General features: G+C 62.0%; 24 protein-coding genes. 7 read left to right on the top strand and 17 right to left on the bottom strand.

Going from position 1 to position 25058, the window contains the following annotated elements; all coding sequences use genetic code 11:
* Positions 1 to 38: 38 nt before the first annotated feature.
* From KSW38_RS21790 to KSW38_RS21765, 6 genes are all read right to left on the bottom strand, one after another.
* Positions 39 to 872, bottom strand: coding sequence for a sugar phosphate isomerase/epimerase family protein (locus KSW38_RS21790; RefSeq protein WP_216927041.1), 834 nt, complete (start codon positions 870 to 872; stop codon positions 39 to 41).
* A 1-nt stretch (position 873) separates the two neighbouring features.
* A complete protein-coding gene (locus KSW38_RS21785) occupies positions 874 to 1995 on the bottom strand; it encodes a Ppx/GppA phosphatase family protein (protein WP_216927040.1) in 1122 nt (373 codons plus the stop codon).
* Positions 1996 to 2084: 89 nt separating this feature from the next.
* A complete protein-coding gene (locus KSW38_RS21780; protein WP_216927039.1) occupies positions 2085 to 2519 on the bottom strand; it encodes an SseB family protein in 435 nt (144 codons plus the stop codon).
* Positions 2520 to 2595: 76 nt separating this feature from the next.
* Positions 2596 to 5319, bottom strand: coding sequence for a type I DNA topoisomerase (gene topA / locus KSW38_RS21775; protein ID WP_216927038.1), 2724 nt, complete (start codon positions 5317 to 5319; stop codon positions 2596 to 2598).
* A 113-nt stretch (positions 5320 to 5432) separates the two neighbouring features.
* Positions 5433 to 6143 carry a helix-turn-helix domain-containing protein gene (locus tag KSW38_RS21770; RefSeq protein WP_216927037.1) on the bottom strand — a complete coding sequence of 237 codons (711 nt, stop codon included), beginning with the start codon at positions 6141 to 6143 and terminating at the stop codon, positions 5433 to 5435.
* Entirely contained in the window at positions 6140 to 7804 is a 1665-nt protein-coding gene (locus tag KSW38_RS21765; protein WP_216927036.1) for a DUF7059 domain-containing protein, read from the bottom strand. Before KSW38_RS21765 ends, KSW38_RS21770 begins: the two co-directional genes overlap by 4 nt.
* Positions 7805 to 7896: 92 nt before the next feature.
* Between KSW38_RS21765 and KSW38_RS21760 the strand changes: the two genes are divergently transcribed.
* Together KSW38_RS21760 and KSW38_RS21755 are read left to right on the top strand one after the other, a co-directional pair.
* Positions 7897 to 8340: a DUF6023 family protein gene (locus KSW38_RS21760; RefSeq protein ID WP_216927035.1), complete on the top strand. Its 444-nt coding sequence runs from the start codon at positions 7897 to 7899 to the stop codon at positions 8338 to 8340.
* Between the two features lie 55 nt (positions 8341 to 8395).
* Positions 8396 to 8929: a DUF6023 family protein gene (locus KSW38_RS21755; protein ID WP_216927034.1), complete on the top strand. Its 534-nt coding sequence runs from the start codon at positions 8396 to 8398 to the stop codon at positions 8927 to 8929.
* 13 nt (positions 8930 to 8942) lie between these two features.
* On the opposite strand, the gene trhO is transcribed toward KSW38_RS21755, so the two are convergent.
* Positions 8943 to 9839, bottom strand: coding sequence for an oxygen-dependent tRNA uridine(34) hydroxylase TrhO (gene trhO / locus KSW38_RS21750; protein WP_216927033.1), 897 nt, complete (start codon positions 9837 to 9839; stop codon positions 8943 to 8945).
* Positions 9840 to 10010: 171 nt separating this feature from the next.
* On the opposite strand from trhO, the gene KSW38_RS21745 reads away from it, so the two are divergent.
* Entirely contained in the window at positions 10011 to 10706 is a 696-nt protein-coding gene (locus KSW38_RS21745; RefSeq protein ID WP_216927032.1) for a GNAT family N-acetyltransferase, read from the top strand.
* 83 nt (positions 10707 to 10789) lie between these two features.
* Positions 10790 to 13132 (top strand): DEAD/DEAH box helicase, encoded by a 2343-nt coding sequence (locus KSW38_RS21740; protein WP_216927031.1) that lies wholly within the window; start codon positions 10790 to 10792, stop codon positions 13130 to 13132.
* A gap of 40 nt (positions 13133 to 13172) precedes the next feature.
* Here KSW38_RS21740 and KSW38_RS21735 read toward each other — a convergent pair whose 3' ends face one another.
* From KSW38_RS21735 to ssd, 7 genes are all read right to left on the bottom strand, one after another.
* Entirely contained in the window at positions 13173 to 13535 is a 363-nt protein-coding gene (locus KSW38_RS21735) for an Rv3654c family TadE-like protein (protein WP_216927030.1), read from the bottom strand.
* A gap of 26 nt (positions 13536 to 13561) precedes the next feature.
* The gene (locus KSW38_RS21730) at positions 13562 to 14086 is read right to left on the bottom strand and encodes a TadE family type IV pilus minor pilin (protein ID WP_308169463.1); all 525 of its coding nucleotides are present in this window, start codon (positions 14084 to 14086) and stop codon (positions 13562 to 13564) included.
* Positions 14087 to 14115: 29 nt separating this feature from the next.
* Positions 14116 to 14550 carry a DUF4244 domain-containing protein gene (locus tag KSW38_RS21725; RefSeq protein ID WP_216927029.1) on the bottom strand — a complete coding sequence of 145 codons (435 nt, stop codon included), beginning with the start codon at positions 14548 to 14550 and terminating at the stop codon, positions 14116 to 14118.
* A gap of 163 nt (positions 14551 to 14713) precedes the next feature.
* On the bottom strand, positions 14714 to 15304 hold the full coding sequence (locus KSW38_RS21720; protein WP_428982424.1) for a type II secretion system F family protein: 591 nt from the start codon (positions 15302 to 15304) through the stop codon (positions 14714 to 14716).
* The gene (locus KSW38_RS21715) at positions 15301 to 15942 is read right to left on the bottom strand and encodes a type II secretion system F family protein (protein ID WP_308169462.1); all 642 of its coding nucleotides are present in this window, start codon (positions 15940 to 15942) and stop codon (positions 15301 to 15303) included. The genes KSW38_RS21720 and KSW38_RS21715 overlap by 4 nt, the downstream gene beginning before the upstream one ends.
* Before the next feature lie 167 nt (positions 15943 to 16109).
* Positions 16110 to 17405, bottom strand: a complete 1296-nt coding sequence (locus KSW38_RS21710) for a TadA family conjugal transfer-associated ATPase (protein ID WP_216927027.1) — start codon at positions 17403 to 17405, stop codon at positions 16110 to 16112.
* A complete protein-coding gene (ssd, locus tag KSW38_RS21705) occupies positions 17402 to 18520 on the bottom strand; it encodes a septum site-determining protein Ssd (protein ID WP_308169461.1) in 1119 nt (372 codons plus the stop codon). Before ssd ends, KSW38_RS21710 begins: the two co-directional genes overlap by 4 nt.
* Positions 18521 to 18644: 124 nt before the next feature.
* Here ssd and KSW38_RS21700 point away from each other — a divergent pair, with 124 nt between their 5' ends.
* The 3 genes from KSW38_RS21700 to KSW38_RS21690 all read left to right on the top strand — a co-directional run bounded on the left by KSW38_RS21700 (position 18645) and on the right by KSW38_RS21690 (position 21716).
* The gene (locus KSW38_RS21700) at positions 18645 to 20336 is read left to right on the top strand and encodes a bifunctional 3'-5' exonuclease/DNA polymerase (protein WP_216927026.1); all 1692 of its coding nucleotides are present in this window, start codon (positions 18645 to 18647) and stop codon (positions 20334 to 20336) included.
* A gap of 8 nt (positions 20337 to 20344) precedes the next feature.
* The gene (locus tag KSW38_RS21695) at positions 20345 to 21280 is read left to right on the top strand and encodes a CHAD domain-containing protein (protein ID WP_216927025.1); all 936 of its coding nucleotides are present in this window, start codon (positions 20345 to 20347) and stop codon (positions 21278 to 21280) included.
* A gap of 235 nt (positions 21281 to 21515) precedes the next feature.
* On the top strand, positions 21516 to 21716 hold the full coding sequence (locus KSW38_RS21690; protein WP_216927024.1) for a YegP family protein: 201 nt from the start codon (positions 21516 to 21518) through the stop codon (positions 21714 to 21716).
* A 22-nt stretch (positions 21717 to 21738) separates the two neighbouring features.
* Here the strand turns inward: KSW38_RS21690 and KSW38_RS21685 are convergent, their stop codons facing one another.
* From KSW38_RS21685 to KSW38_RS21675, 3 genes are read right to left on the bottom strand one after another with little or no spacing between them, the layout of a single operon-like run.
* Complete coding sequence (locus KSW38_RS21685) at positions 21739 to 22416, bottom strand: NUDIX hydrolase (protein ID WP_216927023.1); 678 nt, start codon at positions 22414 to 22416, stop codon at positions 21739 to 21741.
* Positions 22413 to 23207 carry an endonuclease III gene (gene nth / locus KSW38_RS21680; RefSeq protein WP_216927022.1) on the bottom strand — a complete coding sequence of 265 codons (795 nt, stop codon included), beginning with the start codon at positions 23205 to 23207 and terminating at the stop codon, positions 22413 to 22415. The genes KSW38_RS21685 and nth overlap by 4 nt, the downstream gene beginning before the upstream one ends.
* Positions 23208 to 23217: 10 nt before the next feature.
* Complete coding sequence (locus tag KSW38_RS21675; protein ID WP_216927021.1) at positions 23218 to 24645, bottom strand: hypothetical protein; 1428 nt, start codon at positions 24643 to 24645, stop codon at positions 23218 to 23220.
* Positions 24646 to 25058: the final 413 nt, after the last annotated feature.

Raw genomic sequence — 25058 nt, 5'->3', positions numbered from 1 at the left:
TCGGCCGCCGGTGCTTTCGCATTTAATTGCGTTGGTTTCTAATTATCGTGTGATCGCACCAGCGGGATGCTGAGGTGCTGCCGTGCGAAACGAAGCGTCTCCGCCAACATTTCCTCGCGCTCACCCGCCACTTTGGCCTTGCGGGTTGAAATCTCCGCCACCACAACACCACTGAAGCCGTTGGAAGCAAGGTGTTGGAGGGCGTCCGCGCATTGCTGCGTCCCCGTGCCCGGCACCAAGTGTTCGTCTTTCCCGGAACCTGAACCATCCGTGAGGTGAACGTGGCGGAGTTTGCTGCCCAGTGCCTGGATTGCTTCCAAACTGTTTGCCCCCGCGGTTGCCGCATGCGAGAAGTCCCACGTGACATCGTCGTAATCCTGTCCCAAGGGATCCCAGTGCGGCAGGTAGGCAACAGCCTCCCGTCCACGGACGCGCCACGGGTACATGTTCTCCACCGCGATGTGCACTTGGTACATCGCAGCGATCTCCCGAACACCCGCAGCGAAGTTCTCGGCGTAGTTCGACTGCCAGCGGAACGGCGGATGGACCACCACGGTGTCGCAGCCGACCTCCCTTGCCATCTGGCAGGACTTCTCGATCTTGTTCCATGCAGCTCCCCAGACTTGCTGGGTGAGCAGCAATGTGGGCGCGTGAATGGAGACGATCTGTTGGTGATAACGATGGCTCAGCTGGATGAGGGCGTCAGGATTCTGGCTCACAGCGTTGTTGGTGACCATGACCTCAACGCCTTCATAACCAAGGTCCTGGGCCACCGCGAAAGCATCATGGACGCTCAGCGGATAAACGGACGCGCTGGACAGCGCCACCGGGATGTGGCGGTTATTTGCAACGGGCTCGACGTCGGTGCTCATCTCAGGAAGCCAGCCCGCCTGCCACAGGGGCCGGAATTGGTGCAGGGGCAGGGTTGTTCACCGGCACGGGAAACTCCTCAAGCGTGTGTTGGGGCTCGTCGTTGTCCGTCTTCTTGTCGCCTTCCTTGACTGCTTTTTTCTTGGACTTGTCCTTCTTGCGCTTTCCGACGTGCGGCGCGGGATCCACGGCATCATCGAAGACCAACTGGTCCAGGCGTCGAAGGATCAGCCCTTCCCGCAAAGCCCACGGACAGATTTCCATCTTAGGGAATTCGAAGAGCTCCAACGCGGCCTCTGCCACCAAAGCCCCGGCCAGCAATTGGCGGGCACGCGCATCTGAAACACCCGGGAGGTATAGGCGGTCCTCAACTTTCATGGCGGATATGCGCTGGGCCCACAGACCAAGATCGGCGGCATGGAGTTCCCGTTTCACATAGGGACCGGCCCCGCTGGGGGCAGCACCAGCGATCCGCGCAAGGGAGCGGAACGTCTTGGAGGTACCCGCCACCAGGTTGGCCCGGCCAAGCTCGTGGAAATTGCGGACAACAGGTTTGAGCGTAGAGCGGATGTACCGCCTCAACTCCTTGACGCTCTTGGCGCTGGGTGGATCTTCATGGAGCCAATCCCGCGTCAGCCTGCTGGCTCCCAACGGAACGGAGGTAGCCAATTCCGGGAGTTCGTCCGTGCCGTAGGCCATTTCGAAGGATCCTCCTCCAATGTCCAGATCCAGAATCGGGCCGGCACCCCAGCCATACCAACGACGAACGGCAAAGAAGGTCATTGACGCTTCTTCGCTGCCAGTGAGCTCCTGGAGAGTCACCGTGGTCTCGTGTTTGACCCGGGCCAGGACCTCGGCACCGTTGGTTGCCTCACGGATAGCCGAGGTGCAAAACGCGAGCAAATCCTCGGCCTTGTGGCGTGCTGCGAACTCCCATGCCTCCAGGACGAACTCAATCAGCTCAGTCTGGCCAGCATCGTTGATGTTGCCATCACCGTCGAGGTATTGGACCAGGGAAAGTGGCCGTTTGTGGGAGGCAAAAGCCACTGGGCGGGCGCCGGGATGGGCGTCCACGAGCAGCAGGTGGACGGTGTTTGAACCGATATCGAGAACGCCAAGACGCATTCTGCCATTATTCACTGATTCGAAGCCGGGGAAGCAACTTGGCGTCCACGTTTCGCTGACAGGCAGACGTCCCGTGCCCGGGATGCCAGTTATTCCGTTGGCTCCCCTACTTCGTCTGCCCGTTTGAAGTCGCGGCGGATGTTGGCGATCCCCTCAGGATCGATTTCGAAGCCATATTCGCTTCCGGGGTTGATGACCATGCCCAGTTCGTCGCCGATGTTGCCGAGGATCGCCGAGCCCATGGTGCCCAGAATGTGCGGGGCCGCTTCCAGGAAACGCTCGTCCACGCGGCTCGGGTGGCTGAACACCGCCAGAACGGGCTGTCCATCGGCGTTCGAAAGGACCAATGGCTCTACGGCAGAATCCGGTCCGTCCACTGCTTCGGAACTGATGAGGTAGACCTCGTTGTTCAGGAAAGCAAGGATTACGTCTACCGGGTTGGCGTCCGGCTGTTCAGCCAAGGCGAGCTTCGCTTCGAGGTCGTTCAAGGGTCCGTTGTCCGGTGAAGCCGTCTGTTCAGTCATGGTTCTACTCGACCACGATGCCGTCCGGGACGCAATTCGCTTGCTTCCCGGACGGCACCCTGACTTTGTTGTGGCATTACTTTTTGGCGGCGGCTTTCTTGGCTGGCGCCTTGCGCGTAGTCGTCCGCTTGACGGGGCCCTTGGCCCGCTTCTCGGCAAGAAGTTCGACGGCGCGTTCCCGGGTCAGCTCCTCAAGCGAAGTTGAGCGCGGAACCGTGATGTTCGTGACGCCGTCAGTGATGTACGGACCGAAACGGCCCTCCTTCACCACGATGTTCTTCTCCGACACAGGGTCCGGACCGAACTCGGCCAGAGGCGGCACGGCGGCCCGGGCACCACGCTGCTTGGGCTGGGAGTAGATCTCCAAGGCCTGTTCCAGGGTGATGGTGAAGATTTCTTCTTCGGACCCGATTGAACGGGAGTCCGTACCCTTCTTCAGGTAAGGTCCGAACCGGCCGTTCTGGACGGTGATGACATTTCCTTCGGCGTCCTCGCCAAGCACCCGGGGCAGGCTCATGAGCTGCAGGGCCTCATCCAGGGTGACGCTGTCCACGGTCATGGACTTGAACAGCGAACCTGTGCGTGGCTTGGCTTTCACCGGCTTCTTTGGAGGCTTGGGCTTGCCGTTCTTGTAGTACTCAACGGGCTGGTTTGCCAGCTGCTCCTCGGTCATCTCGGGGATGATCTCGGTGACATAGGCGCCGTATCGGCCGTTCTTGGCAACCACGGTATGGCCCGTGTGTGGATCGGTTCCCAGGACACGTTCCTCGGGAGCGGCAGTTTCCATGAGCTCGATTGCTTTGGCGGCTGTCAACTCGTCCGGAGCGAGTTCCTCCGGGACGTTGGCCCGTGCGGACTCCACCACTTCACCGGTCTTCTCATCAACGGTGGGGATGCTGCTTTCAAGGTAGGGGCCGAACTTACCCACACGCAAGGTGATGCCCTCTGCTATGGGCACGGAGTTGATCTCGCGGGCGTCAATCTCGCCGAGGTTGTTCACGATGCTCAACAACCCGGGATCAGCGTCTTCACCATAGTAGAAGTGCTTCAGCCACGCTGCGCCCACGGCTTGGCCGTTGGCGATTTTGTCCAGGTCGCCTTCCATGTCGGCGGTGAACTCGTAGTCGACATAATCCGTGAAGTGCTGCTCAAGCAAGCGAATCACCGAGAAAGCGATCCAGCTGGGAACCAGGGCAGAACCTTGTTTCCGGACATAGCCGCGATCCTGGATTGTGGAAATCGTGGAGGCATAGGTCGACGGACGGCCGATGCCCTTCTTTTCCAGCTCAGCAGTCAGCGAGGCTTCCGTGTAGCGCGGAGGCGGTGAGGTCTCGTGGCCTACTGCCACGATGTCCGAGGCCTTCAGGGAGTCGTCCTTGGCCACGTTGGGCAGACGGCGCGCTTCATCGGAGTCTTCATCTCCGCGGCTCTCGTCCTTGCCCTCCTCATAAGCGGCGAGGAAGCCGGGGAAGGTGATGACGGTACCCGAGGCAGAGAATTCAGCGTCTCGTCCGTCAGCTGCCGCGGCACCCAGCCGGATGGTGGCTGTGGAGCCCTTGGCGTCGGCCATCTGGGACGCGACCGTGCGCTTCCAAATGAGCTCGTACAAACGGAATTCGTCTCCACTGAGCTGCTTGGCCACCTGGGCAGGCGTGCGGAACGAGTCACCTGCGGGGCGGATGGCCTCGTGGGCCTCTTGCGCATTTGCAGCTTTGTTGGCGTACACGCGTGGGCTTTGGGGCACATACTCGGGACCGTAGAGCTCCGCGGCCTGGCGCCGGGCTGCCGTGACAGCTTCATCGCTCAAGGCAGAGGAGTCCGTACGCATATAAGTGATGTAGCCGTTTTCGTACAGGCGCTGGGCAACCTGCATGGTGCTCTTCGAGGAGAAGCGGAGCTTTCGTCCGGCTTCCTGCTGCAGCGTGGAGGTGGTGAACGGTGCGGCAGGACGGCGCGTGTACGGCTTGGTATCTACAGAACGAACGCGGAAATCGGCGTTCTGTAGACCTGCGGCCAATGATGTTGCGAGTTCCTCGTTGAGGTGAACCACGTTGGAGGATGTGAGCTGGCCATTGTCGTTAAAGTCACGGCCACTGGCCACCTTGGAACCGTCCACCGCGGCAAGCTTTGCCTTGAAAGATCCCGAGTCGGCTCCGAACTGTCCGGTCAGGTCCCAGTAGGAAGCGGCCCGGAAAGCCATGCGTTCGCGTTCGCGGTCAACCACCATGCGGGTAACCACGGACTGCACACGTCCCGCGGAAAGCCCCCTGGCAACCTTGCGCCACAGAACCGGAGAGATTTCATAGCCATAGAGCCGGTCCAGGATGCGCCGGGTCTCCTGGGCATCAACCAGGGCGGTATCGACGTCCCGCAGGTTATCCATGGCACGGTGAATCGCTTCCTTGGTGATTTCACCGAAAGTCATGCGATACACGGGAACTTTGGGTTTAAGGACCTCAAGCAGGTGCCACGCGATGGCTTCGCCCTCGCGGTCCCCATCGGTTGCGAGATAGAGCGCGTCAGCGTCTTTCAGCTGGGCCTTGAGCTCGGCGACCTTCTTCTTCTTGTCCGGGGATACGACGTAATACGGCTTGAAGTCGTTTTCGATGTCTACGGCGAACTTACCCAGCGAAGTCTTCTTGAGTTCTGCAGGGAGGTCCGATGGCTGCGGGAGATCCCGGATATGGCCGATGGAAGCCTCGACGATGAAGCCCTCGCCAAGATACTTGGCGATGGTCTTGCTCTTGGCCGGAGACTCCACGATCACGAGTTTCTTGCCGGTTTTTGCCTTGCTGGGCACGGTGCTCCTACAGAAAAAATGTGTAATTGGGCTGGTGCCCATATTGGCCTAGTTCACCATAGATTGCAGAATCCTGCGTTCTGGCGCGGAAATCCGAAGGGCTGGCCGGGCCCCTAGTGCCCAGGTGCCATGCGGTCATCCGGCATCATTGACCACAGAGTAGCAACACGCTCGGCACCTTGCGGAATCTGGGTAGGGTCTTCCAGTTCGTACTCCCGCAGGACCTCCCGGATCCGTTCAGAAAGCTCTTTGCGCTGCTGGTTGGTCAAGTACAGCAAATTGCTCGCCAGCACCACCGACGCCGGCTCTTCCGCCGCTTCGCCACGTTGCCTGCGTTCTCCCCGGGCCTTGGCAAAAGCCGAAGCCCTGCGCCGGAAGGCATCCAGCTCAAGATCGACCACTGCGATCTCCGGGCTGGCCACGCTGCCGCCTGAAATCCTGAAGTCCGTTCCAGCAGCCTTCCAACGGCGTTCCCTTGCGTCGCCGGCATTTTCCGCCGGAGCAACGATCCCCCATTTCTGGAGCGCACGGAGGTGGTAGCTCATGGCACTGGGCGTCAGGCCGGTACGGGCCGCGAGCTCAGTAGCCGTGTGGCTTACCTGTGTTGCGTAGAGCTCGGAGATGACCTCGAGACGGGCGGCGTGCGCCAATGCACGGATAGCCTTGGGATCGGTTATCTCAACCGTTTTCTCGGCCCTCTTGCGCCGGGGGGCATCGCCTGACGCCTGGGATGTCTCGTTGTTCGCAATCACTTCATCAGTGTAAGCAGGGTCACTTACTGGGGAGTTGCTACCGAGCGGGCGCGGCGGCCGTGCACTGTTCATACGGACTCCTCTTGCGTAGACGCTTCCTGCGAATCCGGGAGGAGGAACCCGTCCAGGACGAGATTCCGTACTTCGGCAAAAAGCCCTTCGCGGAAGGACCCTGAATCGAAGTCGTCTGTGCCTCCCAGAAGTGCTTCCAAGGCTCCGGCAATCTGCCGTACGGATAATTCGCCATCACAAGCAGACACAAAGCCCGCCAGCTCCGTGCTGAGCAGGTTTGTTCGACGAAGGCCAGCCCCCTGCCGGAGGAGGATCACGCCTGGATGCACAGCCCCGGGACGCTGATGGCGCTCTTCGGTGACGTCCTCGGCCACCACAAGGTGTGCTTCCGGCAAAGTACTGCCGGCAAGCCAGTCGGCGCGCTCCACGGCCGCTCCGAGATGGGGGCCGATAGGTTGCTCAATGGGGTAAGTAATTTCCTCAAACCGGCTGATGCGTACCTCGTTTGAAGTCTGCGGGCGGCGTAGCCAGATCATGCCAAAGCCGATTCCTTCAACATCCCTCGATGCGAAGTCGTCGAGGTACGCGGCGTACGACTTCTGATAGTGGCTGCGGTCCCGGTTCTCCGAGGCGTCCTGCAGCCAGGTCTCTGCGTACTGCTCCGGGTTCACCTGCTCGCGTTGAATGAACCAAACGTCCAGGCCGGAATCTTTGAGCCATGAGGACGGCCTGTCCTGCCATTGTGTCCCTTTGCGGATCTCCCAGTTGCCGAGCATTTGGGCTGTGCCGCCGGGTTCAAGGACGTCCGCCAGAGACCGCGCCAACGAGGCGACGATCTCGTCACCGGGCAGACCGCCGTCGCGGTATGTAAATTGATCAGCCATGGACTCCCCAGCGCGACGCGGGGTAATGACAAAGGGCGGGTTGGAGACGACGAGGCCGAAACGTTCCCCTGCCACGGGTTCCAGGAGCGAGCCCAGGCGCAGGCTGACGCGGGCTTCCAGGTTGTTCGGATCCAGGTCCAGTTCTGGAGCGTTGAGGAGCAGGTTAAAACGAGTGAAGGCGAGCGCCCTTTCAGAAATGTCCGTCGCCGTTACGTGTTCGCAGTGATGCAGCAAGTGGAACGTCTGGATGCCGCAGCCTGTCCCGAGGTCCAGGGCACGGTGCGTGTGCTGCCTGATGGTTGTTTGGACCAAGGTTGTTGATGCCCGTCCTATCCCCAGCACGTGATCGTGCCTCAGGACCCCGGCTTGTTGGTGGGCAGCGAGATCGCTGGCTACCCAGAGCTCCGCTCCCCCGCTGCCGTCTGCATTGGCCTCCCAGCCATAGGGACGCAGATCCACCTTGGCCGTGGCAACGCCAGCTTCGAGGGTGATCAGTCCGAGCCGGGCGAGGCCTTGGGCGCCGATAGTGGGGAGCGCAATGTCAACGTCGGACTGGGGCTGTGGGACAGCAAGTAACCACAGCCGCACTATGACGGACAGCGCCCTGGTGGTTTCCACTCCGCTCTTGGACAAGCGTTCGCTCACCAACAACGCTGGAATTATCTGGTCCCTGTTCAGTGCGGCATAGGCGGATTCCCCCAGAAGTTCCGCCACGCCGTCGACCGTGTATGAGATGGCGCGAAGGTCAGAGGCGAGAGACGCCAGGAGCTCAGGATGGTCGCTGCGCGGAGCACCGTCAGTATTGCCTTCGGTAAATATTTCGGGGGTTTGAGTCACATTGCAAGTCTATGGGGGCTGCTTCATGGGAGCGGTCCGTGGTTTGGGCTATGTGGACAAAACCTCGCTGTGGGACCCGGTAGCGTGGAAGCATGCTCAACCTCTCCTCCACAAGGCGTCGCGCAGGCCTTGTTGTCATTGCTGCCGGGACGCTACTGGCGGCCTCAGCCTGCCAGGGTCCGGTCAGCGTCGAACATGCCGATGTACCGGCATGGAAAGACAAAATTCTTCCCTCAGCCAACACCGTGACGTTGGAGGATTCCGGCAAGATCCTGAACCGGGACCCGCTGGTCAAGGAGTCACCGAGCGTTCCCGCCGGGAATTACACACTGACGATGGCCTGCGATGGAGGAGGAAAGGTGTTCTTCGCCGTTTCTTCCGGTGGAAAGCAAATTGCCGATGCGGGAGCCGCCTGCAACGGCAGCCTCGAAGTGGCGAAGATCAAAGTCCCCGCCACCGCCGCCCTCACTATCTCCACGAGTAGCGTGGATGCCCCGCTGATTTTTGCTTACCAGCTGGTGCCCGCCGCTAATTAACCCCCCCCGCCCGGCAGCACTATGGTGCGCTTCCAGGCCAGCGTAAAGTCAACGTATGGGCAGCAAGGTGGCTGGCTCCGTTGTGTCCAGACGGCTGGCAAGTGCCGCCGTCGGGCTCTTGCTCGTTCTGGGTGGCGCGCTGACGGCGTGCGAGTACACCTATGACGATGGCGGCCGTGCGGATTCCAGCCCCACAGACACTAGCGGCAGCAATGTCGTGCTTCCTCCTGACCCAGCCTTGGAGCAAACCGTTACGGGTGAGGCACTGAAGGAGTGGGCCAAAGCGGCTTTGCCGGAATCGCAGGGGCAGTCGTTCTATTCGAGCAGCGGCTTCCTGAATTCCGGCGAGTCCAGAACCGAGCAGACTGTGCAGTTGCCGGGCGGAACTTACGCCGTGACGCTGGCGTGCCGCGGCACTCGCCGCGTCTCATTCGCAGTCAGCGTAGGCGAGACGGATTTGGTTGACCTGACCTTGGGATGCGCCAATGCCCGGGTGAGCGTGGTGCAGTTGGAAAAGGACGCCATCCTGGCCATCACAGTGGGCGCCAGATCAGACGCGAACTTCGCGTACCGGGTCAGCAGGCTCTGATGGGGGTTGGCGCTCAGGCGGCTTCGCAGCCTTCGGGGCAGCGAAGGGTTTCAGGACTTGAGGCACATTCTGCACAGTAGAGAGTCAGCGTCCGGCAGCTCAGGTTGGAGCAGTTCTCGAACTTGTTGGTGGGAGCGGCACAGCGAACGCATTCGCCTATGGTCTTTGCTTCGTCGCTGAACTCTACGTGCATGCGTTTGTCGAAAACGTAGAGCGAGCCCTCCCAGAGTCCCTTGTCCTTGAAGGTTTCGCCATAGCGAACAATGCCACCATCGAGCTGGTACACCTCTTTGAAACCGCGGTTGACCATCAAGCTTGAGAGCACCTCGCAGCGAATGCCGCCCGTGCAGTAAGTGACTACGGGCTTGTCCTTGAGGGCGTCATACTTGCCGGACTCGAGTTCCTTGATGAAGTCATGCGTAGTGGCGACGTCCGGAACGATGGCGTCCTTGAATTTGCCGATCTGCGCCTCGAAGGCGTTGCGGCCATCGAAGAACACCACGTCTTCCCCGTCCGCTTTCTTTGCGTCCACCAGGGAGTGAAGTTCCTCAGGCTGGAGATGCTTGCCTCCGCCCACTACGCCCTTTTCGTCGACCTTCAGCTCGCCGGGAGCTCCGAAGGAAACTATTTCGTCGCGGACCTTAACGCTCAGGCGTGGGAAATCGGCAGCCCCGCCCTCGGACCACTTGAAGTCGATGTCGTGGAAGCCCTTGTATTCGCGCGTGGTTTTCACGTACTGCTTCATGTTGTTGAGCTCGCCGCCAACCGTCGCGTTAATACCGTCCTTGGAGATCAGGATCCGGCCGGTGAGCCCCAGTTTCTCGCAGAGGGCACGCTGCCACAGACGCACGGCGTCGGGGTCGGCGATCGGGGTAAAGCCATAGAAAAGCACAATTCGGTTTAAAGCCACTATTAAAGGGTACTGGGTGTACTAAAATCTGCGGTGCCCCGCTTACAGACGCACCGAGGACCCTGGGGAAACCAGACACGCTCCAGGCTTCGAAGTCACAATTTCATAAGCACGGATTCTTCCCCTGACCGGGCTCTGTTGCTTCCCGGGGCGCTGGCATAGTCTCTCTACATGAGTCCAGACGCCTTGGTTGAAGACATCGCGCACCTCTTGGAAGTCTGGGTGGCCGGCTGGTCCGGCTGCCGGGGCTACGAGTCACGTCAAGAGGGACGCTTTCCCGCCGCGCTGCGCGCCGATAAGACGGGTGACTGGGAGTATTTCGCCCACGATCCGTCCGATGCAGAGTTCGCCGACCTCGCCGCGAAGACCGCGGAAGCCGAGACACGGATTCTGACCGTGCTGACCAACGACGTCCAACGGTATAAGTACCTGGCCGAGCAGCACGGGCTGAACGTCACTTCCGCCTCACAGACAATGATGATCGTGGATATGGAGACCCAGGATTCCGAGGACCCCTGGCTCCCTGACGATGACCTCGAACTCGCTACCTCCGAAACCAACGGCGTCCATTATGCGGTGGTCCACTCGGGCGAGAACGTGGCCGCCAGCGGCCGCGTATTCGTAGTTAACGGCACCGCGGTTTTCGACAAGATCGTCACTGAGCCTCAATTCCAGCGCCGAGGCCTCGGGAGTTTCATCATGAAGGCCCTCGCCGCCCAAGCGTTCGAGCACGATGTCCAGAACGGACTTCTCTTGGCATCCCTGGACGGCCAAAAGCTCTACTCCCACCTTGGGTGGGACGTGGTGTGCCACGTTCTCATGATGTCAATCAGCAGCAACCAAGGTTCCGACCTCTCCGTAGCGTGAGAACGCTTGCTTAACGGCCATCGTCGACGGCGGTCCCTTCGGGTGCCGCCGTTGGCGCCGCCGCAGAGTGACAGAATGATTTGGTGGCTGCACCAAATTCGCTGATCTCTCTGCTGGGCCGGACCCCGGACCCGGAGCAGCTGCGCCATGTCCACACGATCCCCGCCCGGAAGGCCGTCAACGAACCGTGGCCCGAATGGGTACACCCGGACATCGTCCAGGCCTACGTCTCCCTGGGCATCCACGAACCGTACCGACACCAGGTCCAGGCCGCCAACCTTGCCCAGGCAGGCCAGCATGTGGTGATCGCAACGGGCACCGCTTCAGGGAAATCGCTCGCATATCAACTACCCGCACTGGACGCGATCCACCGCTCGGAGCTGCGGGTATTGTCCGAGCCTGGAAAGATCCACGACGACGGTGCCGTGACACTTTACTTGTCCCCCACCAAGGCACTGGCGGCGGACCAATTGGCGGCTATCCGTTCGCTGAAGCTCCCTACCGTTCGAGCAGAAACCTACGACGGCGACACCGACGTTGCGTCGCGCCGCTGGATCCGCGATCATGCCAATTTCATCCTGGCAAACCCGGACATGCTGCACTTTGGCATTCTGCCCAACCACACGTGGTGGGCACGGTTCTTCCGCAGGCTGCGCTATGTGATCGTGGATGAGGCGCATAGTTACCGGGGTGTTTTCGGCTCGCACGTAGCCAACCTCATGCGGCGCCTTCGCCGGATCTGCGCCTACTACGGCGCCGGGAGCTCCTTCCCTGGACCCGTATTCATCGCCGCTTCTGCCACTGCTTCCGAGCCAGCCGTCTCCTTCGGCCGGCTCATCGGCGCTCCGGTCAGGGAAGTTTCCGAAGACTGTTCTCCGCATGGCTCTACCACCGTGGCCTTCTGGGAGCCCGCCCTGACAGACGTCAAGGGCGAAAACGGAGCGAAGCAACGGCGGACTGCGGTGGCCGAAACAGCCGACATCCTGGCAAACCTTGTTTCCTCCCGGGTACGAACCATTGCCTTTATCAAGTCCCGGCGCGGAGCTGAATCGATTTCGTCCATCACCAAACGGCTCCTGGACGAGGTGGATCCCAGCTTGCCCGGCCGCGTGGCGGCCTACCGTTCCGGATACCTGCCTGAAGAACGGCGTGCCTTGGAAAAAGCGTTGCGGTCCGGACAGCTGCTGGGGGTTTCCAGTACCTCTGCCTTGGAACTCGGCATCGACATCTCCGGGCTTGACGCGGTTTTGGTCGCCGGCTGGCCCGGGACCAGGGCCTCGCTCTTCCAGCAGATTGGACGCGCAGGAAGGGCTGGTCAGGACGCCATAGCGGCGTTCGTGGCGAGCGACGACCCCTTGGATACATACCTTGTGAACCATCCGGAAGCCATCTTCGATGTGTCGGTCGAGGCCACAGTCTTTGATCCGGGAAACCCGTACGTCCTGGGACCTCACTTGTGCGCGGCGGCAGCGGAGTTGCCTGTGGGTCCGGCTGAACTCGACCTCTTCGGGCCCACAGCTGAAAGCCTCCTTGACCGGCTGGTCCTGCAGGGATATCTCCGAAAACGCCCGGCCGGATGGTTCTGGACCCACCCGGAGAGCGCAGCCGGGATGGTAAATCTACGGGCCGACGGTGGTGGACCCGTGAGCATCGTCGACGCCGGGACAGGTTCCCTTTTGGGGACGATGGACTCACCGCAAACCCACTATCAGGCCCACACCGGTGCAATCTACGTCCACCAAGGGGACAGCTACCTGGTGGAGGAACTCAACGAGGCCGACCACTGCGTCATGGTGCGGCGCGTGAACCCTGATTTTTACACCACAGCACGGGATGTAACGCAGATCGAAGTCCTGGAAACCTTGCGCTCGGTCCAGTGGGGCGACATCGCTGCGCACTTTGGGGACGTAAAGGTCACAACCCAGGTGGTTTCCTTCCAACGCAAGGCATTGATATCGAACGAGATTCTGGGCGAAGAGCCGCTCGATCTCGGGGCCAGGGATCTGTTTACCAAGGCGGTGTGGTTCGTTGTGGACAACAGGTCACTACATGGCGCCGGCCTGGTGGAAGCGCAGTTCCCCGGCGCTTTGCATGCGGCGGAACACGCGGCGATCGGTCTCCTTCCGTTGGTGGCCTCCAGTGACCGTTGGGACATTGGCGGCGTCTCCACCGCCCTGCATGCCGACACTGGGGTACCAACGATCTTCGTCTACGACGGGCACCCCGGTGGCGCCGGATTTGCCGAGCGCGGCTTTGAGAAGGCCAAGGTCTGGCTTACAGCCACCCGGGAAGCCATCAAGGCGTGCGAATGCGAAGCCGGCTGCCCGTCCTGTGTGCAGTCGCCAAAATGCGGCAACAAGAACAACCCACTGGACAAGGCAGCCGCCATCACACTTCTGGATGTCCTCCTGAAAGACGCCGTCTAGCCCGGGGCAGTCCCAACCAATACCGCCCCAGCTCCATTGGCTAAGGAGGCGGCCCAGCCCGCGCCCTGCCCGTGGCCCTGCCGAAGAGGAACGGTTGTTCCAGTTCCGTGGCGACCTCCACGACTTCGCCCCGGACGACGTCGCAGGCTGTCACTGTGGCACCCTGCTGGCCTGCCACGCCGGCCGCCACGGCACATGGCTCACCCGAGGCTATTCCACGCGCCGCATCGGCCGCCGCGAGGGCTGCCAGGTCTGCTGCCGACGCAGCCCGCGACGCCATGACCCCCGCTTGGGCCAGAACTAGCAGCCCGCCAAGCAATGCCAGGACAGCGAACCCCAGTGTTAGCGCCAGAACCGTGCCGGATCCTTGCTCAGGGTGTGACCCTAAAGGAGGACGCTTCACGGTTCGCCGCCATAGGCAGCGAACCCTCACAAGGGAATCCAAGGGTTCACCGCAACCCGAAAGGCGGTATCCCCCGGTGCCATGTTCCGCCGTGTTGCCACTTGCGTTACACCGGCCACCGAGGCACCCGGCACGTGGCTCACGTCGCTCCGAACAGATGCCCCGGGTGTCTCATCGCGGGCCGACGCCGAAGCCGTCAAAGTCCAGGGGATCAGTGAGCCCACCGTACCTCCTACCGCTGCGGTGGCTGTCACAGTCACCCAATCGCCGTCGCTTGCCACCCCCGCTGTGGCTCCCTCGCCCGCCAAGCGCCTGACGATGCCTTGCACTTCGCCGGAATTCTCGCCCCGCGCAAGGCTGCGAGCACCGGCACTGGCCGCCTCCTCCAATCTCAGCTGTGTTATCCCTGCTGAACCCGCCGCCAACAAGAAGGCGAACAGCAAAATCACCGCTGGCAGGGCAACTGCGAACTCGGCTGTTACGGCACCGCATTGCTTCCGTCTTGCGGGCATTTTGATGGGGAGAGACGCCGGCTTAATTTGGAGAGTCACGGGTTTAATGGGGAGAAGCACCGACGAGGTCATGGCAAGGACAACGCGGTGCGAACCAGGTTGAGCAGGAATCCTCGAACTTCCTCGCTCCGCAGGATAACCACCAGCAAACCAGCGAGCCCCACGGCCGCGAGCGTTGCTATGGCGTATTCCGCTGTTGCCATACCGCCTTCGGACCCCATGAGCGGGGTTCGCCTGAGGGTCATCTGCCTGTTCAACTGCTGGATTGTGGCCGGGCCATGAGGTTCTACCCGGTTGAACAGCTCCATCTCCAGCTGCTCCGTCCCATGCTGTTCAATCCCGAACTGCACAACCGCGCGGTTGCCACTCTTGTGTTGCCGGGCCTCATCCGTGCCGCTGCCATGCCCCACGGATGCAAGACCGGCAAGAGTTGCTGCCAGCGCACGCGAGGCGTTCCGTCGCTCGGAGCGCCGGGCGGGGAGGGTGCTGGAGGGAGTTTCCATAGGGTGTTCCTTTCAAGAAAGCCGACAGGTTTGCCGGGGTGAAATCGACTCTTCCCTGACTCCGGCCGCCGCTGAAGCCCCTGGTTCAGCCAAGTGGATAACCACCCGCTGGGACTGGTTGTGGAGGAAGAGACGGCTGCCGGGCAAGCGCTGATAACGTTCGCTATCCAGCCGGAAGCATGGCGATTAGGACGGGCACGATTCCCAGGCAAATGAAGGCGGGCAAGGAACAAAGGCCCAGGGGAACCACAAGCTTCACTCCCAGGGCGGCAGCTCGCTTCTCGGCGGCACGGAATTGCTCGCGGCGCTCCCTGGCCGCTTGGGCATAAAGAATGGAAGCCGAGGGCGCACCGGTCAATGCGGCGAAAGCCAGAGCATCCTTCAAGCGCGCTACCTCGGGCTGATGCTGGGCAGGGTTTCGCCAGGCAGCGTCCCAGTCGGCCCCCATGGCAAGCGCAGCGACCACGGGACGGAGATCCTGGCTGATTTTCGGTCCGGCGCTAAGGGAAATCAGTTCCAGTGCCCGCCCGATTCCGGCACCTGCATCCAGCATGGAAGCTACGAGTTCCAGCATCATCGCCGTGTCCCGAAGCCCGTCCCCCGCAGTGGCGGCCTCTGGTCGAAGGCTGGAGTCGTCCTTGGAGTTACGCTCCTCGGCCAAACTTGTGTACAACCGGCCGCGAAGCCCTGCGGGCCTGGCGAATCCCACAAAGGCCGCCAGAGCCAGTACCGCCACGAGCGCAAAAGACATCATGTGGACCCTACAGCCGAAGCGACGAGCCGGGAGGACCACACACGCCCTGCGACGGTCAGCAGAAGGCCAATGATCAGAGTGGCCACTCCGAAGACATTACCCAGCAGGATTCCCAACGGGTCCACGCCGAGGGCCATCCCGAGCACCAAGCCAAAGACCGGGAGCCAGGACAGCAACCTCACCGTGGCTTTGGGCCCAGCGAGGGCAGTTTGACGTGCTGCTTCAGAATCTTCCTCAGCTTCGAGTTGTGCTGCGAACCTGGTGAGGAGCTCTGCGAGTGGACAGCCACTGGTTTGGGCCACATCAAGGCATGCGGCCAATTCCATCCAGATGCGGCGTTCCGTGCTTCCCCGGCCTGGATAGACCTTCGCGGAGCTGTTGCGAATAGCTTCTGCTGGGGAATTTCCAATGGTTGAGGCTGCCCGCGCGGAGGCCAGCACCCTGACGGATTCCACTGAGATTCCTGGAGTCGGCTGGTGGGCTGTGGTCCTCGGCAAGGCCTCCAGGCCCGGTCCGGAACCATGGACGAGCCATAATTCTTCCCAAAGCTGCGATTGTCCGCGTCCTCCTCGCAAAAGTGCAGCGAGTTGCTGCACCAACACTACGAGGGATAAGGGTTCTACCTTTGCGCGCCACATGCGCCACGGCCTTTTGCCCACTCCTGGTGTTGCATGCTCTTTCCGAACACCGGTCCCACTCAGGGACGAGGGCTTGGCGAGTCTTGCCCGCATTCGTCGGCTGCCGGCTTGGGGCGGCTTGAGCTGGAGCAATGCCGCCAGCGCCAGTGCTAGCACCAGGGTGGGGATCACAAGTCCAGGCCCATCACAGTGAGTGCATCCGGGCCGACGGGTAGGCCCTGCAAAGATCCGTCCGCCTCCCCGGATACCCCAGGAGAAAGCCGTGAACTCAGCTCCGCCCACGCTGGTCCCTGCGCTAGGCCCTCGGGGCTCCATCGCAGTGCGGTCACCACTTGTTGGCCGTGCAAGGAGTCAGTCAGCACACCGATCGAGCCTACTTTCCGCCCCAACGGCGTCCGTTCCACATGAATCACAACGTCCAATGCACTTGAGACCTGCAACCGAACGGCCTCGGCGTTCAACCCTGCGAGCGCGCCGAGAGCCGTCAGCCGCGCCGGAACTGCTTCCGCCGTGTTGGCGTGGATTGTTCCTCCGCCGCCTGTATGACCGGTATTGAGCGCGGTGAGTAACTCGCGGACTTCGGCGCCGCGACACTCTCCCACAATGAGCCGGTCCGGACGCATACGCAGGGCTTGACGGACCAACTCGCCAAGGTCCAGCGCTCCACCTCCCTCAAGGTTTCCATGGCGGGATTCAAGGGTGAGTACATGCGGGTGGACCGGATTGAGTTCAGCGGCATCTTCGATCAATACCAATCGTTCGGACGGGTTGCACAGCCCGAGCATGGTGGACAGGAGTGTGGTCTTCCCTGATCCCGTGGCACCGCTGACCAGGAAGCTCAAGCGCTGCTCCACAATTGCGCGGAGAAGAGCCTCGATGTGCTGATCGAACATGCCACCGTCGCGCAATTCAGCCATTGTGAAGGTTTCTTCGCGCCGAATTCGAATCGACAACAGAGTCCCCGCAGTTGATATAGGCGCCAGAACTGCATGTACGCGATAGCCGCCTTTGAGCCTGACATCTACGCAGGGAGAGCCGTCGTCCAACCGGCGACCACCTGCAGAGACCAGCCTTGCGGCCAGCGCCCTGACTTGCTGTTCAGAATCGAACTGCACCGGGGACCGTTCCAGGCCCCGACCGCGGTCGAGCCAGACGGACCCGGGGCCATTGACGAAGATGTCTGTGACCGAGGGATCTTGTGCAAGCTGCTGCAGGGGCCCCAGACCATTCAATTCCGCATTAATGGATTCCGCGGCCTCTAGTGCTCCGGCCGTACCCAACAGCTTGCCGCTGGCCTGTACGGCGGCCGCAACAGTGGAGGGTGTTACTGGCCCGTTTCCCGAGAGGACAGACTCCCGGACGGTTTCAAGAAGGACGGAGTCCAACCGACGGCTCTGACTCCGGCGCCCAGCGGTGAAGGATGTCCTGGGCCAGGCTTGCGCGCTTCTGTCCTGGCGGCTCATTCACTCGTGCCGTTCAATTCCAGCACGCCCCGGGCGAACCGGTTCACGGACTTGCGACGCCCCAGATCAAGGAGCCGACCGAGTTCGGTTCCCGCGGCCGCTCCTCGAATCTCCGGAAGAATCCCCAACAGCGGCAGTCCCAACGACTCGGCAATGAGTTGTGCATCAACGGCCGAAGGGCCACCGCCCCGGACCACCAATCCCGTGTCCAAGGGTGGCAGCTCGTTGAGGATGCGGGCCGCGGCAACAGCCGGTTTCAGGTGGGCTGTGGTCATCAACAGGATCCTCTCGCAGTCCCACGCGAAGGTTCGCAGGCATTCCTCACTGCGCCCAATGTCCACCACGACGAGTTCGAAACTTCGTCGCGCGGCATCCATGACAGCGGCCACAGAACCGGCATCCGGTGTTGTGAACGCTTCACGGGTACCCGGCCACGACAGGAACGCGAAGCCACCAGCCACCGGCAGGGAGTCCCTGAATTGGACGGGATCAATGCTTCCCCGCGTTTCGGCGAAGTCCGGCCAGCGCAAGCCAGCCACCTCATGTACGGTGATCGCCAGTTCCAGGCCACCACCCCAAGGATCGCCGTCCATCAGGATAGTGCTGATGCCGTGGCCTGCCGCTGCCTGGGCAAGCCAAATTGCTGTGGTGGAGGCTCCAGCCCCACCGCAGCCTCCCACAATCCCGATAACGAAACCGCCAGGTTCCGGCGAACCGGACACGCTCAAGTACTCGGCCAACCAATTTGCGGCCTCGGGAAGGACAGCTACACGCTCGGCGCCCAGGGCAGCAGCCAGCCGCCACAACCCATCGCCCTCAACAGACCTGCCCAGTAAGACAGTGGGCGCTTGCCTTCGAGGCGGCAGCTCGCGGATGTCGCTGCCCACCAGAACAACGTCGGCGCCATCCCAGCCATGCATTGCCGCTCCGACGTCGGCGGCCAACTCGAGGCTGCCACCGGCGGCAGCGACGATTCTTCGCGCCTCTTCCTGCAGGTAGGCATCGCCGGTGACGAGTAAGATTTCGGCAGCTTCCCCGGGCATCCATGATTCGTCCGCAGCCTGCCCCAAGAGTTCGTTGCTGGACCGTCTGCGCCCAAGATGTCGCTTGCTCATGAAGCCACTTTCCCGGCGTCGAAGCCTGCAACATAAGCTCTCAAACGCCCCATGTGGACAACCCTGCCCAAACGAGGGTTGTGGAGGAACAGTTGATGTGTTCCCACAGGGCAGAATGGAAACCATGTATTTGCTGCTCGCCGCCCATCCGGACGGCGCAGCCATGCAAAGAGTCTCTCCGACGGGGAAGGCCACCACGGACCCTCGCGTCGTGGCGCGAGCTGAGTTACCCGGCGTCGTCCGTGAACTGGAAAGCCAGCGGCCCCGCTGGGTGTGGCATCGCGCGCAGGATTGCTACCCGGAACTCCTGAGGAGCGGCGTGAAACTGGAGCGCTGCCACGACCTCGCCCTCTGCGGAGCCATCCTGGCGCACTCATCTTTCACGGCGCACACAGACTACGCAAAGAACGCAGAAAAGCTCACGCAAGACGACGATTCAACGCCGCCGCGGGCACTGCAGCCCCCACCCCCGCCAGCCGATCAAGGGGCACTCTTTGACGACTTCACCCCGGCGTCCAAAAGTCCGGGGCTGGCTGAACTGAGGGATCAGTTTGCTGCGCAACAGCACGCGATCGCCCAGGTACCTGATGACGACCAACGGAAGCAACGCTTGCAATTGCTGCTCGCGGCCGAGTCTGCCTGTGCAATCGTTGCGGTGGAAATGCAACACTCCGGCGTTCCCTGGCGGGAAGAGGTGCACGAGCAGATCCTTGCCGACGTACTCGGGCCCCGTCCGCCACTTGGCCATAGGCCGCGGGCACTTGAGATGCTGTGCAACGAGCTGCGGGAGATCCTCACTTCACCAAGCCTGAACCCGGACTCCCCTCAAGACCTTATGCGGGCCCTCCATCGGAACGGAATCGAAGTCAAAAGCACCCGGCAATGGGAGCTCCAGGAGTCCAAACACCCTGCGATCCAGCCTCTGCTTGCGTACAAGAAGCTCTCCCGCCTGCATACCGCGAATGGGTGGGCCTGGCTGGATGCGTGGGTCCAGGATGGCCGGTTCCACCCCGAGTATGTAGTGGGAGGCGTGGTGTCCGGAAGGTGGGCATCCCGCGGCGGAGGTGCTCTGCAGATTCCCAAAAACATCCGTGCCGCAGTTCGTGCGGACCCTGGCCACAAGCTCATTGTTGCCGATGCCTCCCAGCTGGAACCGCGCGTCCTTGTAGCGCTCGCCCAGGACACAAAAATGGCCGAGGCCGCGCGCGATAAGGACCTTTACGCCGGTATCGCGGCCCAAGGTTTCGGTGGGGACCGGTCCAAGGCGAAGGTGGCGCTGCTCGGCGCCATTTACGGCGCCACCACCGGTGAATCGGGCAGGCTCATGCCGCAACTGGCACGCACGTACCCGCGAGCGGTGGGCTTTGTGGAGCAAGCAGCCAGAGAAGGCGAGGCAGGCCGGACCGTCACCACCCGTTTGGGGCGAAGCAGCCCACCCCCGTCCCACGGCTGGTTGCGAAGCCAACAGTCCACCACCGCCGAGGAGCAGCGGCGAGCCGACAACCTGGCGCGCTCTCGTGGCCGGTTCACGCGGAACTTCGTAGTCCAGGGCTCGGCTGCGGAATGGGCTTCCTGCTGGTTGGCGGAATTACGACGGCGGCTGCGGGCTTTGGATGCCGAAGGCTTACCCTCAGGGGAGCTCGTCTTCTTCCTTCACGACGAAGTAATGGTCCATGCCCCGGATGAGGCCGTAGACGCCTGCATCCAGGCGATCGAGGAGTCCGCAAACGCAGCGAAAGAGCTTATGTTCGGGCGAATTCCGGTCGAATTCCCGGTGAGTGTCGCCGTCGTCGATTCTTACGACAAAGCGAAGTAGGCACCTGCTTGTCCACCCCTGCTGTCCCGGAGGAAACTGGCCACGTGGGTTCGGACGTGCGTGATTCCGTGGATTCGTACATTGCTTTCCAACTTGCAGAGCTGGAAGGCTGCTTGCCGCTGGTTGGCGCGGCCGACCAGGACGCCGTCCACGGGGCCCGGCTGGCGCTTCGGCGGCTCCGTTCTGTCCTTTCATGCTACAAATCCGTTCTCCCTGACGTCCCGGGAGCCACGGGCCGCGACGTCCGGTGGCTGGCGCGCTCCCTCGGCGAAGCCCGCGACGCATACGTTCTGTCCCAGCGTTTGGCGCTATGGCTGGACGCATCAGAGGCCTGGTTGTCACCGGAAGCACTCCATAAAGCCGTGAACCAGCTCCTTGCCAGCAGTAACGCAATGGCTACCCGGATCGGGACCGGAAGTCGATGGCAGGGAATCGTCAAGGCAACCCGGCAAGCCCTCCTTCCTGCAACGGCCCACTTGGCGGCAGGGGAAACTGACAACCATCCCAGTCTCCTCGAGGTGGTGGAACTCCTGCAGCCGCGTTGGGAGACGGTCCAGAAGAGCTTGGAAACTACGCAACGAAGCCTGGAGCCGGACAGCAGGCATGCTGATGAAGCAGAACGCAACGAAGGACTCCATGGCGCGCGAAAGGACATCAAAGTATTGCGGTACTCCGTGGAGGCGGTGGCCCCTGTCCTGGGTCCAGGCGCCACGGCGATCATCCAACCATCGATGACCCTGCAGCGTCTCCTCGGAGAACAACACGACAGCGTGGCTGGCCAGGCGTGGATAAACAGCCTTTCAGAAATGCCCGGTGTACAGCCATTGGACGTCGAGGACCTTCAAAACATGGAACAACGTAGGCTCGCCGAGACCGAGGCCAGCCTCCGGGCAGCGTTGCTCGCTTCCCCTGTCCCTGAGCCTCGCCGAATGCTGCTGGGTTGATCATTCGTCACCTTCGCCGTCGACGGGTGGCACGACGGAGCAGCCAGCGCTCAGATTAGCTGCCACCCTCACAACAAGCCAGTCACATCTCGCAGTGTGATGGTGCATGACAATTCCATGACCGGTACCCCAAAGTAACTTTCTTTCCCGCTGGCTTCTGGATACGTTCTCTAGGTGGGATCGGCACACCGGCCCACGACTGCTGCAAGGAAGCATCAAGGGGGGACAGCACAAAATGGCTGGCAGGTTCGAAATTCTCAAAGACAGCGACGACTCGTACCGGTTTCGCCTTACAGCGGCGGACGGAACGGTTGTAGCGGAGTCACCAACGTTCAAGCATCTCAAAGGCGTGATGGACGGCATTAATGCAGTGCGTGAAAACGCCGCAACAGGGCTGATCGTGGACCGCTCGACGGCGAACCGAAGGGCTGCCTGAACGGCGCCCGCGGCCGGAGCTGCTAGAGCTCGATCTCGTACAGCTTGTCCTGGTCCCAGGGGACCGTCCATCCGAGTTCGTCGAACAAACCGCTGAGTACCATCCCGGTAAAGCCCCAGACCACGACGCCGTTGACGGTAAAACCCGGACTCCTGAAAGTCCGGCCGAAACGGGAAATGGTGGCGGATACCCGGTTGACGGGGTCCAGGAGATCCCGAACCGGGACCCGGAACACCTGGGCGGACTCAGCGTAATCGACGACGCGAACGGGTGATGGAGAGTCCCACCAGGCAAGTACGGGTGTCACCCGGAAATTGCTGCGGATCAGCCCGAGCTCGGGGATGACGCCCAGCACCTTCACGCCACTGACGTCCAGCCCTGTCTCTTCCACTGCCTCACGCAAGGCCGCGGACACCACGGAGTCATCCTCCGGATCCACGCTCCCGCCCGGAAATGCTACCTGGCCTGGATGGTCGTCCAGGGTGTGGGCCCGTTCAAGCAGGAGGACGTCGAGGTCCGCCGGCGCAAAGGGGCGTCCGGATTCGGCCGGGATGTTGTCCAGCACACCAAAGAGCATGAGCACGGCGGCGGCGCGATTGGTTTCCGGCGTGACGGGCAACTGCGCCCAGTGGGAAGAATGCTGCTGCTCGCCGGCCTCAAAGCGGGACACTAACTTGGCAAGGTCCTCAAACGCGGTCACCCGGGCCTCCTCTGTGATTCCATCCGGATCTCCGCCGCCCTGTGCGTCTCGGCCAGCAACTTCTCCAACAGTGCCTCGTTGCCGGGCGCGAGCTCGTACTTCAACAACTTTGCCGCCTTATCGGGGTCGGTCTCGCCGTCGCCGTAGCTGGGACAGAGGCTGGCAACCGGGCACGCCCCACAGGCGGGTTTCTTAGCGTGGCATATCCTCCGGCCGTGGAAGACCACGCGATGCGAAAGCATGGTCCAGTCGCGTGGTTCAAAGAGCTCAGCGACGTCGAATTCGATCTTCACGGGATCATCGGATGCCGTCCACCCGAAACGGCGTGCCAGTCTCCCGAAGTGCGTGTCAACAGTAATTCCGGGGACACCAAAGGCGTTCCCGAGGACCACGTTGGCTGTTTTCCGCCCGACGCCCGGAAGTGTCACGAGATCCTCGAGGCGACCTGGAACTTCGCCGTCGTACTCGTCCACTAACCGGGTGCTAAGGGCCAGGACGTTCCTGGCCTTTGCCCTGAAGAATCCAGTGGGCTGCAGGATCGATTCCAGCTCAGCAGGGTCCGCTTCCGCCAAGGCGCGGGCGTCCGGGTAGCGGGCAAACAGGATCTTGGTGACTTGGTTGACCAGTACGTCCGTGGTCTGGGCCGAGAGGACTGTGGCCACCACAAGCTCAAACGGATTCCGGAAATCCAGCTCGGCGTGAGCATAAGGGTATTTGTCAGCCAAGATCCTGTTGATCTTGCGTGCCCGGCGTTTCAAGGCGAGCAGGGAACCAGCTTCAGCGATGGCCACAGCGTCCTTCTCAGCCGCGTTCGATATTGCTGAGCTCCCGCAGGACCCCAACCTTGCCATCGGTGTCCTGGACCAGGAATTCGTCGCCACGGTCCTCGAGCGCGAGGACCCAACCGCCAGGCTCAATGGTGAAGGCCGGAGCACCTGTCCGTTCGTCATATGCAGTTCGAGGCTGGGCTACGGCAAACCAGAAGGCTTCATAGGCAGGAGAGGAACCGGAATCATCAGAACGGCTGGACGGATCCACAGTGGCCCCAATGGAGTCGCTCACGGAACGGGTATCGGCGGAGACGATGGGCGTGGCCATGGTGGCAGCCCATCCGCGCTCATTTCCGGACGTCTGGGCGGCCGGCGTCTGGGCGGCGGGCTGCTGGGCTGCTGCGGGCTGTGCGGCGGCGGGCTGCCGGGCAGCCGGTTGCTGGGCGTGCTGGGTAGTGGCCGGTGCCTGCGTCGGCGATTGCGGTTGTCCCGGGCTTTCCACGACGACGTCGGGCTCGGCCGGTGAGGGCTCTGCTGGAGAAACCGGAGCGGGCGACCCGGATGCAGCCGGGGCAGCGGCAGGGGCGACAGCTGCTGCGGGCGAGGGAGCAGAGGAGGGTGCGGCAGCATGAGGTTCCGCAGCAGGCGTGGAATCGGCCGAATGCACGACGGCGGGCCCACCAGTTGGGGCCGGAGCAACGCGGCCGGACGTGGCTGGCGGAGCGTAGGGGCTCGCACCGGCTGGCGGAGCATATGGATGGACACTGGCAGAACCTGCACCCTGCGCCTGATACCCCGTTGCTCGGGAGTCGGGCGTCGAAGGCCCGCTGGCCGACTTCGGCGCTTTGGGTTCCTTGGGAGGCTTTGGGGCAGCCGGTTTACGGGTGGGAATCGCTGCCTGGCGGGCAACAATGTGGGCCGGTGTTTCAGTGCGGCCCTTGAAGTCAGCCGATAGCACTGGCAGATGCGGGGCCAGGACGGTGGCGGCCAGCAAGCCCACGGAACCCACCAGGCCCAGCAGGACGCTGCCGTTGAAGGAATCAACGATCGTCAGGAAGAACAACGGCACCGCGAATGCAGCGGTCACGGAAGCGAACTGGTCAATCGACAACGAGCCGACGCGGACAATGGTCCCGGGCTGCAGCCGACGGGCAACGAAAAGCGCCACAACAACTACCGGCAGGATGATTCCCAGGAGGAGGAAGAAAAGGTTGTCCAAGTTCCACAGGTTGTAACGGCCACCGAACATGGGCAGCAGCGAGGCGATGAACATCAGGAGTACGGAACCGAAAACCGTGAGGTCACGAATGGTGAAAGGGCCGGCAACTGCCTCGTATTTGGTGGGTGCGCCTGAGGTGGATTTCGCAGCAGTGGTGGTACCGGCGTCGTTCGCCTTTCCAGCCGCGGTGTCCGGTCCCGTCGGATGTGAGTCGTGCGGGCCTGGGCTCAGCTGGTTCATCTATTTCTCCTTCGTACGGCGGCGTCCTGGACAGTCCGGACCGGTATTTTCCGCAGGTTTCCGCGGAAAACCGGGCACACCTGACGATGCGTCCCAAGACTTATTCAGCCTATGCCACGCCACTGACACTCTTCTAGCTGAAATCGGCCACGCTGCTCCGTCCACAGGAAACTCCAAGGTTCCTTACAGTCTGGCATTGCCAACCCCCGTCATGTAAGCGGTTCCTGACAACCAAAGCAGCCATTCGTCGACGAATCCGTACCGCTCGCTGACCCATTTGTGACCACGCACACGTAGGACCTCCCAAAGCGATAATGTTGAAGGCGGACAACACTCTGCGGATCCGCCGCGGGACGCACTGCAACGGCTCACGGCTGGAGTGCGGACTTAGCTGGCGGCGTCCGCGCAGCAAA

Source organism: Paenarthrobacter aromaticivorans (assembly GCF_019038615.1).
Lineage (GTDB): Bacteria > Actinomycetota > Actinomycetes > Actinomycetales > Micrococcaceae > Arthrobacter > Arthrobacter aromaticivorans.
Note: the sequence above shows the minus strand (reverse complement) of the source record. Positions and strands in the feature narration are given on the sequence as shown.